The following is a 14,613-nucleotide window of genomic DNA, read 5'->3' as shown; positions in this document are numbered from 1 at the left end:
TCTCTTTAGGAAATGTTTAGAGAATTCGAAACATTTGATATTAAATATATATCTTGAAACGAGAATATTTACACATTAACCGTGCTGTATACGTACTTTTACTCATGTCATGTGCTTTTTTTGTGGATAAGGAATTAGCACTTAGATCTATTGCGGTCTCTAAGCGCTATTAACTATCGCAAAAGCAAAAGTCACCGTAGTAAGACATTAGGTAACGAAAAAGTAACTAAATGCGAAAGAGATTAAGTGTTTGTTGACGGTTTACCCATTTTGGATGCAGTTTAAATATATACATGTATTAAATTTCTATGAGCGGTGCAACGCTCCTTAAAGAATCTGGTCCAAAAGAAGTCTTTTGCGGGTTAACTTCTATTGTTTGGCTCCATAGAAGAATGCCTGATGCTTTCTTCCTTGTGGTGGGTTCTAGAACCTGTGCTCATTTAATTCAAAGTGCAGCAGGTGTGATGATTTTCGCTGAGCCGCGTTTTGGCACAGCTATTTTAGAAGAACGAGATTTAGCTGGATTAGCTGATGCTCATGATGAGTTAAACCGAGTAGTAAAAAATCTTTTAGCTAGACGTCCAGAAATTAAAACCCTTTTTCTTGTTGGTTCTTGCCCAAGCGAAGTTATAAAAATAGATCTTTCAAGGGTTGCAGAAAACCTGAATATCGAACTTAAAGGTCAAGTAACTGTATTGAATTATTCTGGAAGTGGAATAGAAACAACTTTCACGCAAGGCGAAGACGGAGCATTAAAGGCTCTGATTCCACTGATGCCGAAGAGCGATCAAAAGAAATTACTTTTAGTTGGAACTCTTGCAAATGCTGTGGAGGACCGTTTAATAAGTATTTTTAATCGGCTTGGAATAGATAATGTTGAAAGTTTTCCACCTAGGCAGTCAACAGAATTACCTTCTATTGGTCCTGAGACCAAAGTCCTTCTTACTCAGCCCTATTTAACTGATACGGCAAGAGAGCTTAAAAATAAAGGTGCTGAAATAATTGAAGCTCCCTTTCCTCTAGGTGTTACGGGTAGCACATTGTGGATTCAGGCCGCTGCAAATTCATTTGGCATCGATAAATCCATTGTTGATTCAATATTAAATCCACTGATATCGAGAGCAAAGAAAGCTTTGGAGCCTCATGTTGAGAAACTTTCTGGTAAGAAACTGTTCCTTTTGCCAGAATCTCAATTAGAAATACCTCTCGCAAGATTTCTAAGTAATGAGTGTGGAATGGAGATAGTTGAAATAGGAACGCCTTATTTAAATAGAGATTTAATGAAAGCAGAAATAGACTTGCTACCTCCTGATTGTCGTATTGTCGAAGGACAACATGTAGAGAAACAATTAGACAGAGTAAGAGATAGTTCTCCAGATCTTGTCGTTTGTGGAATGGGACTTGCCAATCCACTTGAAGCAGAGGGGATATCAACCAAATGGTCAATTGAAATGGTTTTCAGCCCAATTCACGGGATTGATCAAGCTTCAGATCTAGCAGAATTATTCTCAAGGCCACTTCGCAGGCATGACATTTTAAATCCTACTAAAACTCTTACATCAAACTAATTTCATGGAATTAACTCTCTGGACATACGAAGGACCTCCTCATATTGGGGCGATGAGAATCGCTACGTCTATGAAAAAATTGCATTATGTATTGCATGCACCTCAAGGAGATACCTACGCTGATCTTCTTTTTACGATGATTGAACGCCGTGGGAGTAGACCACCTGTAACGTATACAACTTTTCAAGCTAGAGATTTAGGAGGTGATACCGCTGAACTTGTAAAAGGGCATATAAAAGAAGCTGTAGATAGATTTAATCCAGAAGCTCTTTTGGTTGGCGAAAGTTGTACAGCCGAATTAATTCAAGATCAGCCTGGTTCGCTAGCGAAAGGTATGGGGTTTGAGATCCCAATTGTCAGCCTCGAATTACCTGCCTATAGCAAAAAGGAAAACTGGGGTGGCTCCGAGACTTTTTATCAAATCGTAAGAACTTTACTTAAAGATCACTCGAAAGAATCGAAACAAACGTGGCAGGAAGAAAAAAGAAGACCCAGAGTAAATCTTCTTGGCCCAACTTTGCTTGGTTTTAGATGTCGAGATGATGTTTTGGAAATACAAAAACTACTTGGTCAGTATGGGATAGACGTCAATGTTGTGGCGCCATTAGGAGCATCACCTGCAGATATATTGCGAATCCCCAATGCTGATGTCAATGTTTGCCTTTATCCAGAAATAGCGGAATCAACTTGTATTTGGCTTGAAAGAAATTTAAATATTCCTTTTACAACAACAGTTCCTCTTGGTGTTGGGGCTACTCAGGATTTTCTTAAAGAATTACACAAAGTGTTAGAGATGGAAATCCCTCAATCAGTAAACGAATCTAATAATTCGAAATTAACCTGGTACTCGAATTCAGTGGATTCGAATTACCTAACAGGAAAAAGAGTCTTTATTTTTGGAGACGGAACACACGCTCTTGCTGCAGCAAGAATTGCTAATGAGGAGCTTGGTTTTAAAGTTGTAGGTCTAGGAACTTATAGTCGTGAAATGGCTAGGAAAGTTCGTCCAGCCGCTAAGGCACTTGGTTTAGAGGCATTGATAACCAATGACTACTTAGAAGTAGAAGATGCGATAAAAGAAACATCTCCAGAACTAGTCCTTGGCACACAAATGGAGCGACATAGTGCAAAAAGACTTGGTATCCCATGCGCTGTGATCAGTACACCAATGCATGTGCAGGATGTACCTGCTCGGTATAGCCCTCAAATGGGATGGGAGGGGGCAAATGTCATTTTTGATGACTGGGTTCATCCATTAATGATGGGACTTGAGGAACATTTGATTGGAATGTTTAAGCATGACTTCGAATTTGTTGATGGGCACCAAAGTCATCTAGGACATTTAGGTGGGAAAGGAAATCAAAATACAAATAAAGAGGCTATAAAAACAAACTTACAAGATTCAGTAATTACAGAGGGCGATCTTATATGGACGCATGAAGGTGAAAAAGAACTTTCAAAAATCCCATTTTTTGTAAGAGGTAAGGTAAGAAGAAATACAGAGAATTATGCTCGTCAGGCAGGATGCAGAGAAATCAACGAAGAAACTCTTTATGACGCCAAGGCTCACTATAAAGCCTAGATTTGCTTCTTCTAATTACGCCAATGAGAATTTTCTTGGCTTGATTTGATTAATCTCCAAACATTTCTTGATATCTTCTTAGCAATGAGACCACCTCTCTCAACTTTTGAAGAGCCTGGCCTTACGCCTAAAAGTTTTGATACTTCTGTAGTGCTAAGTGGAGCTCCTGTTTCTATCGCTAGAGATGTTAGTTCAAGTCTTTGACGAAGCTCATATGTATCACATTTTTCATCTTCTTTTAACCAATTCAAGTTATCAATACCTTTATCAGACAATTTTTTCATAAGACCTAATGAGACTAAGCCAAGCGCTTGCTCCGGATTGATTTCGGTATTTGATTTATTGTTCTTTGAATCCTTTGGCTGAGGTACAGACATTCTTCAATTAGATCTATATATATTGAATTTATCGGCTTAAATTCAGCATGCAAGTCTAAATTGCTAGCTAAAAAGGCAATCTTTGAGGTAATATCCCGCCCATGACAAGATTCGCCACATTTGAAAATAATGAAAGGCGACAAGGTGGCAGCCAGAGAATTACTGGTGCAGAAGTAAATGAATATCTTTCTGGAGATCCAAAACGTGTCATAACAACCGATTCAGAAAAATCGTTGGTTGCACGTCAAGCAAGTCATGTTCAACAAATTGAATTAAGAACATATGTATTCTTAGATTCTTTGCAACCTCAACTTGCGGCTTATATGGGAACGGCAAGTTCAGGCTTCTTACCCATACCTGGCGATGCTTGTCTTTGGATGGAGGTTTCACCTGGAATGGCAGTTCATAGGGTTACAGATATTGCATTAAAAGCCAGTAATGTTCGATTAGGGCAAATGATTGTTGAAAGGGCATTCGGATCACTTGCTCTTTATCACAGAGATCAAAGCACAGTTATACATTCAGGAGATGTAGTTTTAGATGCTATAGGTAGCACAATTGATAAACGAACTAATCCCGAAGTTACATGGACTGAAGTCATTCGCTCTATTACTCCTGATCATGCTGTTTTGATCAATCGTCAAAATAGAAGAGGCTCAATGATTCAATCTGGAATGAGTATGTTCATTCTTGAAACTGAACCGGCTGGTTATGTATTGATGGCTGCAAACGAAGCAGAGAAAGCCTCAAACATCACAATTGTCGATGTTAAAGGGGTTGGTGCTTTTGGAAGATTGACTTTGGCTGGAAAGGAGGGCGATGTTGAGGAGGCTGCTGCTGCTGCAATGAGATCTATTGATTACATAAATAGAAATTAATTACGTTTAATTCCAATAGCTTTCAAAAGAAAAGGAGCTAATGCTCTAGCAGCTTTTCCTCTACTTCCATGTTTTGATAATTGTGAATTATTTAATTCTCCGTAAGTGCAATTAGTTTCACGAACCCAAAATAATGATTCAAATTCCCCATTTGGATAAGCAGGCTTTCTTAAAATTTCTCCCCAGCAAATACCAATTGTGTTTTTAATTAATTCTCCACGATTATTACAAAGCACCATGACGCTGCAGACTTTTGCACTTCTATAAGGGCTGTCTCCCAGAGCCGCAAGAATTTTTTCTATCTTTTTTTCATTAGTTTCAGCAAGTCGCGCAGAAAATATACCTGGTGCATTTCCAAGAGAATCAATTTCAAGTCCTGAATCATCAGCAATGGTCCAAGTATTAGTTAATTCTGCTGCGGCTTTTGCTTTTAGCATTGCGTTATCCAAATATGTTTTTCCTGTCTCTTCCACATCTAGAGAACTAGGTTGTTTTTTAACTTCAATTGGGAGAGGTCCAAGCATTGCTTCTATCTCAGCAACCTTCTTTGGATTACCACTAGCTATGGTTATTAGTGGCTTTTTCAAATCGAATAATCTAATTAGTTTTTTATAGTCTTACAGGAAGAAGTCAAAAACAATAGTAGTTGAATTTTTTAGAAGATTTTGAGACAGTTTTGGGTGAACATTCCAACCCTGACATAGCCAGGAAGCTGTCTCGTGGGTAAAAATAACTACAGAGACTTGTTTACGCAATGCAATATGAGTATGTCCTAACCATTAATCGAACAGCGTTACTCAACTGTCGTAGCAAGGGTGATAAGCTGAGCTTATGAATAGGACTAGAAACTGTAATCAGATCTATTAGAAAACCCTCTTGACTAATTGCTCTTTGACGGGCCATTGTCCCTCCTGAACATTCCATCCCTCTACTGAAATAGGACATGGCTAGCGAAACAATGGGTATTGCTCTCGGCATGATCGAGACACGCGGATTAGTACCAGCTATTGAAGCTGCTGACGCGATGACCAAGGCAGCAGAAGTGCGCTTGATTGGTCGTGAGTTTGTTGGTGGTGGTTACGTAACAGTTTTAGTTCGCGGAGAAACTGGTGCTGTAAACGCAGCAGTTCGTGCAGGCGCAGACGCTTGTGAGCGAGTAGGTGACGGACTGGTTGCAGCTCACATCATTGCTCGTCCTCATCGTGAAGTTGAGCCAGCTTTGGGCAACGGTAATTTCTTGGGTCAGAAGGACTGATTTTTGACTAAGTCCCAAGAGGAGAGGACTTTTCAAATTTTCAACCTTCTAACTAATTAAAAGGAGCTATCAATGGCTAAAAAGTATGATGCTGGAGTTAAGGAGTATAGAGATACTTACTTCACTCCTGATTACGTCCCCCTAGATACTGATCTACTTGCATGTTTTAAATGCACAGGTCAGGAAGGTGTACCAAAGGAAGAGGTTGCAGCAGCTGTTGCAGCTGAATCATCTACTGGTACATGGTCAACAGTTTGGTCGGAATTACTTGTAGATCTTGAATTCTACAAAGGCCGCTGTTATCGCATTGAAGATGTCCCTGGAGATAAGGATGCCTTCTATGCATTTATTGCCTACCCATTAGATCTTTTTGAAGAAGGATCTATAACTAACGTTTTAACATCACTTGTTGGAAACGTCTTTGGTTTTAAAGCCCTGCGTCATCTTCGCCTTGAAGATATTCGCTTCCCAATGGCATTTATCAAGACCTGCGGCGGACCACCTAGTGGAATAGTTGTTGAACGTGATCGTCTTAATAAATACGGTCGTCCATTACTTGGTTGTACCATTAAGCCAAAACTTGGTCTTTCAGGTAAAAACTACGGTCGTGTTGTTTACGAATGCCTTCGTGGCGGTCTTGACCTAACTAAAGATGATGAGAATATCAATTCTCAGCCATTCCAGCGTTGGAGAGAGCGTTTTGAATTTGTTGCTGAAGCTGTAAAGCTAGCTCAACAGGAAACTGGTGAAGTTAAAGGTCACTACCTGAATTGCACAGCAACTACTCCTGAAGAGATGTATAAGCGTGCTGAGTTCGCTAAAGAACTTGACATGCCAATCATCATGCATGACTACATCACTGGTGGTTTTACTGCTAATACAGGTCTTGCTAATTGGTGCCGTGAAAATGGCATGCTTCTTCATATTCACCGTGCTATGCATGCGGTTATCGACCGTCATCCTCAGCATGGTATCCACTTCAGAGTTCTTGCTAAGTGTTTGCGTCTATCTGGCGGAGATCAACTACATACAGGAACAGTTGTTGGAAAACTAGAAGGAGACCGTCAAACAACTCTTGGTTATATTGACAACCTTCGTGAATCTTTTGTCCCTGAAGACCGTACTCGCGGTAACTTCTTTGATCAAGATTGGGGTTCTATGCCTGGTGTATTTGCTGTGGCATCTGGCGGTATTCATGTTTGGCATATGCCAGCATTGCTTGCAATCTTTGGAGATGATTCTTGTCTCCAGTTTGGTGGCGGTACTCATGGTCACCCATGGGGATCAGCTGCTGGTGCAGCCGCGAACCGTGTAGCTCTCGAAGCATGTGTTAAAGCACGTAATGCTGGTAGAGAAATCGAAAAAGAAAGTCGCGATATCCTTCTAGAAGCTGCGAAGCATAGCCCTGAATTGGCAATTGCTCTTGAGACATGGAAGGAGATTAAGTTCGAATTCGATACAGTTGATAAACTCGACGTTCAGTAAAAAAAGATAGAGGTGACATTTTAGTTACCTCTAACCTTTTCATTTCACTAGTCGATAACTATCGACTTTTATCCATTCACTAACTTAAGTTCACCATGCCTTTCCAGAGCACAGTAGGTGACTATCAGACAGTCGCCACCCTGGAAACATTCGGCTTCTTACCGCCGATGACCCAGGACGAAATCTACGATCAAATTGCTTACATCATTGCTCAGGGCTGGAGCCCAGTTATTGAGCATGTTCATCCAAGTGGTTCAATGCAGACCTATTGGTCTTATTGGAAATTACCTTTCTTCGGTGAGAAAGATTTGAATTTGGTTGTAAGCGAGTTAGAAGCTTGCCATAGAGCATATCCTGACCATCATGTTCGTATAGTTGGATATGACGCATATACACAAAGTCAAGGTACTTGCTTTGTGGTTTTCCAAGGCCGCTAAATTAGTAGGCTTTGACAAATTTAGCCCCGAAAAACTTTTGGGGCTAATAATTCTTTAGAGAATTTAATTTTTTTTTGTAACCTCTCCATTGGGTTGATATGGCAAAACAAACAAGTCGACAATTAGTTCTTGATCGCCGCCAGGCTCTTAGTCAAGGAGGCAAAAATGCATCTATCAAAGGCTCTACTCCTAATAGAGTACGTTCTTCTGGTGATGCGAGAGCTACGAGGACAGACTCAGCTTTTGTCAAAACCAATAAATCTGTAACTAATTCAAATAATTCTTCTTCTCAGTCAAGTTCAAGTAGTTTTCAATCAAGTACTTCTGGGAATTCAAATAGTTCAAGATCATATAAAAGTTCAGTAGCTCATTCTAGTCGTCAACTTGTAATCGCCAGACGAGAAGCATTATCTCGTAGAGGCAAATCTGCTGATCATACTAAAGATATAACTAGAGTTGACGTTGAGAGGAAAAAGTTTCAAAACGCTCCTTCTTATGAGTCAAAAAAGGATGAACATTGTTGTCCAGAATGTGAGCAAAAAGCTATAGAGGAGACTAGTAATACAATTTCAAAGCCAGAAATTAGTTTAACGTTAAACAAAAGAACGACTAATCATCGTTCAACTATCAAAAGAAAAGCGATTACGAATTCAAGTAGAGCTTTTGTGTTGGCTCGTAGAGAAGCATTATCAAAGCACGGTAAATCAGCTGGGAAACAACCAACAACAGCTGCGTCAGTAGCTCGTCAAGGTAATCCAGATTTGACCACTAAAGAAATAGCTCAACGTGTTAGAGAACTTAAAAGCAAAACTGGTGCCACTGGATCAAAACGCACTTCAGTAACTCGTCCTTGTGGTCCAAATAAGAATGGAGCAAAGCAAAATGCTAATGCCCCAGATGCTCATTGGAAGGTTGGTATAAGTGAGACATCTACTGGGCAAATTGTTACTGGAACGCAGGCGAATAGATCTATAAAAACCACAGGTAATGAGGCAAGCACATGCCGTTCAATAACCGGTACCCAGTATTTAGGTTCAGAAGTAATTGATTCTTTCTGTAATGGATCAAAGACACCTATAAGTCAGCCAGCAAAAGTAGCTGTTACAAGTACTAGTCATGGAAATCTTGTAACTGGTAACGAGGTGGGTAGATCAGAGAAAGTTACTGGTGATGAGCCTGGAACCTGCAAAAACCTTACTGGTACTGAATATATATCTGCTAATCAATCTAATAATTACTGCGGAGGAGTTAACCCTTCACCTTCAAAAATTGGCTATAGCCAAACTATAGAGGGTCAAAAAGTTAGTGGAACTATGACAGGAAGATCAGGTTTGGTTACAGGAAATGAGGCAGGATCAAATAAAGGTTTAACTGGTGATCAGTATTTAGGTGCTGATCCTCTACCTTCTGGTAGACCAGCAGCAAAGGTTGGTTCTCTAGAAACAATTCGCGGAAACGGTGTAACTGGTACTGATGTCTCGAGAAGAGATAATGTTACTGGTAATGAGGCTGGTAGTTGTAAGAACGTGACAGGAGATGAATATGTAGGTTCTAAGCAATTCGATTCTTTTTGTGGTGCCAAGCCTGCTCCAGATCCGGCAAAAGTTGGTCTGAGTGTTACCAATAAAACACAAACAGTTAGTGGAACCATGACAGGTAGATCTCCTCTCGTAACAGGAGATGAACCTGGTACTTGCAAAGCAGTTACAGGTACACCCTATGCAGGATTGGATCAAGCAAATCAATGGTGTGATAATTCTGCGTCATCTGAGATAGAGGCTAGAACCCCTAGGCAACTTGGTACTCCTGCAGCAAGATTGACGGGTCTGCAGCCTGGTATAGGTGGAAAGATGACAGGTGCTCATAAGGGTGCTTGTGAGCCTTTAACAGGAACTCCTTATGTGGGAGGAGATCAATTGATAGATAATTGTGGGGTTTCCAATATTCCTGAAGGTTATGCCCATCAAGAAAATGTTGAGAAGGCAGCTGCATGGACCAGTTTTAGCGTTAAATCTCCAGCTAGACAGGCTCATATTCAAAATGAAATTAACTCAGGTGTCACAGGTACGAGCTATGAAGATAGCTCAAAAATTACTGGCCCATTTGACATGGCTGCTAACAAAGTGACAGGTACCGAGCAATTTCGCTTTGACAGAAAACCATCAAATTCTCAGAATAACAAAGTTGATGAAATAGTTAATGAAGAGGCTAAGCAACGACCAACCTCACAAATAACAGGAGAAGGACAATCCGCTGGATTGAACATAACTGGTGATGATTGGGCTAGAGGAGAGCATGTCACTGGAACTGAAGGAGCTTCTGCTAAGCGTAGAAACCCTTCACGCCCAGGGGGGATGAATGCAATGAAAGCATCTGAATTAAAGAGAAACCAAGAAGTTCTCGAACCAGATTTTCTAATCACTGGTTCTAGTGGTAATACAAGGGAAGGCCAACTGGTAACTTTCTCTGGTGGAGCAAGAGGTTAAATAGAAAATGGCCTATCGTAATTTGGCCAAGAAATCTTTTCGTGGGCCAACGGCTCCTATGAAGAGATTCGTAGAAATAGAAACAAAAAAGTCTAAAGAAATTAAAACTATTAATTGGAGTTCTAGTTCTACTGGTAAAGACCATCAATTAACTAACTCAAAAGAAAATGAAAAATTAAGTCAATATGAAAATTCAGTTAAAGGAAGATTTGACAATATTGTCCCTCTCCTTAAAAGAGTTTCAAGTTTTCAGAATGATTTGGACTTTATTGAAAAAGCCCAAAATTTATGTCGAACAGAATTAGGATATGAATTGCCATTACACATCCTTGAAAAGGCTTGGGTTGGAAATGTTGATATGCGTTCATTATTTGCTTGGTGTGTATTCCAATCACATCAGTTGACAAGTAATGAGTTTTTCAACTCCGATCCATTAGAAGGCTCTTTAAATAGTCAAGATGCTAAAGCTTTCCAGGCTTTCCTTTATGACTGCGGATTTCATCTTTTAGATATAACTCCATGTGCTGATGGTCGATTGGCTCATGCAATCTCTTTTGCCTTACGGATCCCTTTCAGCTCTGTACGTAGGCGATCTCATGCAGGTGCTCTATTTGATATTGAAAAAACAGTTAATCGTTGGGTTAAAACTGAACATAGTAGATATAGAGAAGCTTCACCAAATCCTTCTACTGAACCCACTAGATATCTAAAATCAGTTGTTTATCATTTTAGCTCTGTTGATCCTCTTCATCAAGGATGTGCAGCTCATGGTAGTAATGATGAACTGGCTGCTTCAGAAGGTCTACAAAGATTACTTGATTTTAGGGAAGCAGTTGAAAATAGTTTTTGTTGTGGTGCATCCGTTGATTTGCTTTTAATTGGTCTTGACACAGATACAGACGCGATAAGAGTTCATACGCCTTCAAAAAATAATGAAGTTGATTTGAAATCATGGGTTTGTGCTAATGAAATTTATAAGGAGACTCAATTCTTAAATACTCAGGAGGGTCTTCAAAAGATTCAAGAAAAGGTGAAATGTGTCTGCCCAGGAGAAACAGATCCAGGCATGGTTATGTTTCTTACCAGACTTATTTCAAATAATATTTCTCAAATTGATTATGTGAAAAACTTTCACGATGGAAGTTATAAAGATGCGGGTCATGCAGAGAGATTTATTGGAGTAGGTATTGGCTTTAAAGAAATTCATTTAAGGAATCTTACATATTTTGCTCATTTGGAAACTGTTGAACAAGGTGCACCTGATCTTGATGTTGGGGTGAAAATTTTTAAAGGTCTTAACAACTCACGAAACTTACCAATCCCAATTGTGATTCGTTTCGATTATTCTGGTAGTGTTCCACATGCAAGAGATAGGGCTTTAGCTGATTGTTATAGAGTTAACGAAGCTATTAATTCTCGTTATCGAGATTTAATAGATGATGGCTCTCTTCACACATTTCTTACTATTCGAGATAGAGATAAAAAGGCTCCTGCAGAAGTTGTAGGTTCCTCGCTTAATCCAATCCTTCAGGAGGCTCACTAAATGCTCATCTGTAAAGTCCTTAAACCACTTGTCTCAACCAATCGTATTCCAGGCTTTGAACATAAGCATTTACAGGTTGTATTGGATGGTAGTTCCCAAAAAGTTGCTGTTGATGCTGTTGGTTGTAAACCAGATGATTGGGTCATATGTGTAGGAAGTTCTGCTGCTCGTGAAGCGGCTGGAAGTAAGTCTTATCCAAGTGATTTAACAATTGTGGGCATTATTGATCATTGGGATCCAGAGACACAACAACAGATCTCCGGAGGAGCAAAATAATGGAGATCATGCAAGTGATGGGACGTTTGGTTTGTACACAGAGAGTGGAAGGGTTAGGACATATGCATTTAAGAATATTATGTAATAACAAAGGTAAAAGACTTGTAGCAGTTGACCCTGTCGGCGCGAGAGAAGGGAATTGGGTTTTTACCGCAACAGGAACCGCAGCAAGGTGGGCATGCCCAGACGGTAATACTCAAACGGATTTAACTATTGGTGGGATTATTGACCATTGGATACCTGATGATTAATTTTGCCGCTCTTCAATAAAGCTTAATTTTATAAATTCATAAATTATGACTAACTCTTCAAATCGTCGACCAAAAAGTAGTAATAAAACTATTAAGCCTAAAGATCAAGTAGTTGATATTACTCCGATCAATTCAACTACTCAAACAAAAACTTCTACGAAGATACAGTCTTCCTCAACCGGAAAAACATCTAGTACTAAAAATAGTCCTAGCGCTAAAAATCTATCTAATGGCTCTAGAGGTGCTGGTTCAAATAAAAAAATAATCGGAAACGATCAAGGTTTTGAGAGTAATTCAAACTCTGGTATTGCATTAGGAATGATAGAGACTCGTGGATTGGTACCAGCAATTGAAGCGGCTGATGCAATGACGAAAGCTGCGGAAGTTAATTTGATCGTTAAGGAACTCGTTGGTGGAGGATATGTAACCGTAATGGTTCGAGGTGAGACTGGTGCTGTAAATGCTTCTGTGAGAGCAGGAGCTGATGCTTGCGAGCGGGTCGGGGATGGATTGGTTGCTGCCCACATTATTGCCCGACCTCATGTCGAGGTTGAGCCAGTACTGAAAAGTAGTGGAGCAAAAAGGAGAAGCTGAGTAAGTTTAAATTTTTAATTTTTTTCTTCAATTAATTCACGATGTAGTAGTTTTTATAAAAGATATGTTTTTTTCATGGAAGGATGGAGGCAAAAAAAAAGACCAGAGTGTCTAGAAAAAAGATTTGAATTTCAATCTTATGAAAAAAATAGAGATTTTCTCGATGCCTTAGGTGATTTTTGTGAGGAGGTCAATCGTTTCCCAGATATAAGTTTTGGGAAGACCTATGCAAATATAACTATCAGGCCTTTAGAAAATAATGAGAAAGAGGAAATATCAAAAGATGACCATGATTTCGCAAGTAAAATAGATTATTTAAATAAACATCAAGAAAATTAATTTTCTTCTTTTGGTTGTTCTAGATCTCTTTTGATTAATGCCATTAGATAAGAGGGTGTTTTATATCTTCCTGGCAAACAACGATTAAGAGTCTCCAAATGACTCCAGCAAACTGTTCTTTGAATTTGATCAGAGGTACGTCCTTGTTGCAAGAGCCTCCTAAGTGCTTTGCAGTAGAGAGGGTATCCTGCTTCTAGTTCGCCAATAGTCAACTTGGCAGTGGACATTGTCTATTGCGAATCAATTATTAATTTAGACAATAAAGGGGCCAATTAGCAAAGTGGCAAGCTCTTTTTTCTTCACAAAGTGGTTTTTATTTTTCGTTTCCTAGCCAAGCAACGCAGTCTACCTCAATTTTTCCTCCCTTAGGAAGATTTGATACTTCAACGCATGCCCTTGCTGGACTAGCTGATCCCCCAAAGGTTTCAGCATAAATTGCATTTACTTTTGCGAAGTCATTTAAATCAGTTAAATAAATGGTTGTTCTTATTATATTTGAACTTTCGCCACCAGCGGCTTCAACAACGGCCATTAAATTGTTTAAAACCTGTCTAGTTTCTTCTTCTATATTTCCATTCCCGATCATTACCCCAGTTGAAGGGTCTAGAGCAATTTGTCCTGAGCAATACAACCAGTTTTCCACTAAAACAGCTTGATTGTAGGGGCCAACTGGTTTAGGCGCGGAATTTGTTTCAATTGCTTCTATAGCTGAACTTTTCATGAATGATTAGTCTTGAATTAAGAGTTTTGATACTTAAATTAGAATTTAACATTTCCAACTATCTTTGTGCCTTCTTAGCATTGTAAATTCTTCGACATTTTTTGCTCTTAAAAATAAATTTGTTTTTCTTTCTTCGGAGATTGTTGATGGGAGACTAGATATTCCCTTCTGAAGCTTATCTTGAACTCGTTTTAATCTTTCAAGAATAGAAATATTGTTAGACTCTAAGGTTAATGCCCATTTTAAATTGTTTTCTGTATATTCATGAGCAGAGTATATTTTAGTGTTTTCTGGTAGAGAGTTAAGTTTATACAAACTTTCAAACATTTGAGACGGAGTTCCTTCTAGAAGGCGACCACAACCCCCACCGAAAATAGTATCTCCAGGAAATAATATATTATATTTAGCGTTTTTCTTCGTTACATAAAAAGCTATGTGGTTGTTAGTATGACCATTTACTTCGATGACTTTAATCTCACTATCCAATAAATGAAAAATATCATTATCATCAACCGAAAATGTTTGAAAAGGGATTCTAATAAGTTCTTTTTTTGATGCAATTACCTTTGCATCCGGCCATCTTCTTATTAACTTTTGTGTACCTCCAATATGGTCATCGTGATGATGTGTTTGAAGGATAGCTTTTAAAGATAGCTCTTTTCCTAAAAGCCATTTTTCTACTGGATCTGATATGGAAGGATCTACTACTACTGCATTGCAATTGTGGACCCATACCCATACGATATTGTCCTGTAAAACAGTAATTGGGTGAATAGTGAATTCGCTTTTTTTCTCTAACATTTTTTATTTAAGTAATGGAA

Annotated in this window: 18 protein-coding genes; 12 read left to right on the top strand and 6 right to left on the bottom strand. The window is 39.1% G+C overall.

Annotated features, from left to right (window positions below; translation table 11 throughout):
• The first annotated feature begins 308 nt into the window (after positions 1 to 308).
• Both SIB75_RS08005 and SIB75_RS08000 read left to right on the top strand, forming a co-directional pair.
• Entirely contained in the window at positions 309 to 1,568 is a 1,260-nt protein-coding gene (locus SIB75_RS08005) for a ferredoxin:protochlorophyllide reductase (ATP-dependent) subunit N (RefSeq protein WP_413390058.1), read from the top strand.
• A 4-nt stretch (positions 1,569 to 1,572) separates the two neighbouring features.
• Complete coding sequence (locus SIB75_RS08000) at positions 1,573 to 3,150, top strand: ferredoxin:protochlorophyllide reductase (ATP-dependent) subunit B (RefSeq protein ID WP_413682747.1); 1,578 nt, start codon at positions 1,573 to 1,575, stop codon at positions 3,148 to 3,150.
• An 11-nt stretch (positions 3,151 to 3,161) separates the two neighbouring features.
• On the opposite strand, the gene SIB75_RS07995 is transcribed toward SIB75_RS08000, so the two are convergent.
• Positions 3,162 to 3,527, bottom strand: coding sequence for a hypothetical protein (locus SIB75_RS07995; protein ID WP_413390060.1), 366 nt, complete (start codon positions 3,525 to 3,527; stop codon positions 3,162 to 3,164).
• 101 nt (positions 3,528 to 3,628) lie between these two features.
• On the opposite strand from SIB75_RS07995, the gene SIB75_RS07990 reads away from it, so the two are divergent.
• The gene (locus SIB75_RS07990; RefSeq protein WP_413390061.1) at positions 3,629 to 4,405 is read left to right on the top strand and encodes a BMC domain-containing protein; all 777 of its coding nucleotides are present in this window, start codon (positions 3,629 to 3,631) and stop codon (positions 4,403 to 4,405) included.
• On the opposite strand, the gene SIB75_RS07985 is transcribed toward SIB75_RS07990, so the two are convergent.
• Complete coding sequence (locus tag SIB75_RS07985; RefSeq protein ID WP_413390062.1) at positions 4,402 to 4,992, bottom strand: non-canonical purine NTP pyrophosphatase; 591 nt, start codon at positions 4,990 to 4,992, stop codon at positions 4,402 to 4,404. The two genes, SIB75_RS07990 and SIB75_RS07985, sit on opposite strands and share 4 nt — an antisense overlap.
• A 160-nt stretch (positions 4,993 to 5,152) precedes the next feature.
• Positions 5,153 to 5,350: a hypothetical protein gene (locus SIB75_RS07980; RefSeq protein WP_413390063.1), complete on the bottom strand. Its 198-nt coding sequence runs from the start codon at positions 5,348 to 5,350 to the stop codon at positions 5,153 to 5,155.
• Between SIB75_RS07980 and SIB75_RS07975 the strand changes: the two genes are divergently transcribed.
• From SIB75_RS07975 to SIB75_RS07935, 9 genes are all read left to right on the top strand, one after another.
• Positions 5,349 to 5,660: a BMC domain-containing protein gene (locus SIB75_RS07975; protein ID WP_011130577.1), complete on the top strand. Its 312-nt coding sequence runs from the start codon at positions 5,349 to 5,351 to the stop codon at positions 5,658 to 5,660. The genes SIB75_RS07980 and SIB75_RS07975 overlap by 2 nt on opposite strands.
• A 72-nt stretch (positions 5,661 to 5,732) precedes the next feature.
• Positions 5,733 to 7,145, top strand: coding sequence for a form I ribulose bisphosphate carboxylase large subunit (locus tag SIB75_RS07970; RefSeq protein ID WP_011294510.1), 1,413 nt, complete (start codon positions 5,733 to 5,735; stop codon positions 7,143 to 7,145).
• A gap of 95 nt (positions 7,146 to 7,240) precedes the next feature.
• The gene (locus SIB75_RS07965) at positions 7,241 to 7,582 is read left to right on the top strand and encodes a ribulose bisphosphate carboxylase small subunit (protein ID WP_036906978.1); all 342 of its coding nucleotides are present in this window, start codon (positions 7,241 to 7,243) and stop codon (positions 7,580 to 7,582) included.
• Positions 7,583 to 7,680: 98 nt separating this feature from the next.
• Positions 7,681 to 10,068: a CsoS2 family carboxysome shell protein gene (locus SIB75_RS07960; protein WP_413682746.1), complete on the top strand. Its 2,388-nt coding sequence runs from the start codon at positions 7,681 to 7,683 to the stop codon at positions 10,066 to 10,068.
• Between the two features lie 7 nt (positions 10,069 to 10,075).
• Complete coding sequence (locus SIB75_RS07955; protein ID WP_413682745.1) at positions 10,076 to 11,611, top strand: carboxysome shell carbonic anhydrase; 1,536 nt, start codon at positions 10,076 to 10,078, stop codon at positions 11,609 to 11,611.
• Positions 11,612 to 11,887 carry a carboxysome peptide A gene (locus SIB75_RS07950; protein WP_413390066.1) on the top strand — a complete coding sequence of 92 codons (276 nt, stop codon included), beginning with the start codon at positions 11,612 to 11,614 and terminating at the stop codon, positions 11,885 to 11,887.
• Entirely contained in the window at positions 11,887 to 12,138 is a 252-nt protein-coding gene (locus SIB75_RS07945) for a carboxysome peptide B (RefSeq protein ID WP_413390067.1), read from the top strand. The genes SIB75_RS07950 and SIB75_RS07945 overlap by 1 nt, the downstream gene beginning before the upstream one ends.
• A 45-nt stretch (positions 12,139 to 12,183) precedes the next feature.
• Positions 12,184 to 12,732 (top strand): BMC domain-containing protein, encoded by a 549-nt coding sequence (locus tag SIB75_RS07940; RefSeq protein WP_413682744.1) that lies wholly within the window; start codon positions 12,184 to 12,186, stop codon positions 12,730 to 12,732.
• A gap of 75 nt (positions 12,733 to 12,807) precedes the next feature.
• Positions 12,808 to 13,071 carry a 4a-hydroxytetrahydrobiopterin dehydratase gene (locus SIB75_RS07935; protein ID WP_413390069.1) on the top strand — a complete coding sequence of 88 codons (264 nt, stop codon included), beginning with the start codon at positions 12,808 to 12,810 and terminating at the stop codon, positions 13,069 to 13,071.
• On the opposite strand, the gene SIB75_RS07930 is transcribed toward SIB75_RS07935, so the two are convergent.
• The 3 genes from SIB75_RS07930 to gloB form a co-directional block, all read right to left on the bottom strand.
• Positions 13,068 to 13,298 (bottom strand): DUF3136 domain-containing protein, encoded by a 231-nt coding sequence (locus tag SIB75_RS07930; RefSeq protein ID WP_413390070.1) that lies wholly within the window; start codon positions 13,296 to 13,298, stop codon positions 13,068 to 13,070. The two genes, SIB75_RS07935 and SIB75_RS07930, sit on opposite strands and share 4 nt — an antisense overlap.
• A gap of 86 nt (positions 13,299 to 13,384) precedes the next feature.
• Positions 13,385 to 13,792 (bottom strand): Rid family detoxifying hydrolase, encoded by a 408-nt coding sequence (locus SIB75_RS07925; protein WP_413682743.1) that lies wholly within the window; start codon positions 13,790 to 13,792, stop codon positions 13,385 to 13,387.
• 45 nt (positions 13,793 to 13,837) lie between these two features.
• Positions 13,838 to 14,593, bottom strand: coding sequence for a hydroxyacylglutathione hydrolase (gene gloB / locus SIB75_RS07920; protein ID WP_413682742.1), 756 nt, complete (start codon positions 14,591 to 14,593; stop codon positions 13,838 to 13,840).
• Positions 14,594 to 14,613 lie beyond the last annotated feature (20 nt).

The sequence above is a fragment of the Prochlorococcus sp. MIT 1011 genome, from assembly GCF_047305235.1.
GTDB lineage: Bacteria > Cyanobacteriota > Cyanobacteriia > PCC-6307 > Cyanobiaceae > Prochlorococcus_B.
Note: the sequence above shows the minus strand (reverse complement) of the source record. Positions and strands in the feature narration are given on the sequence as shown.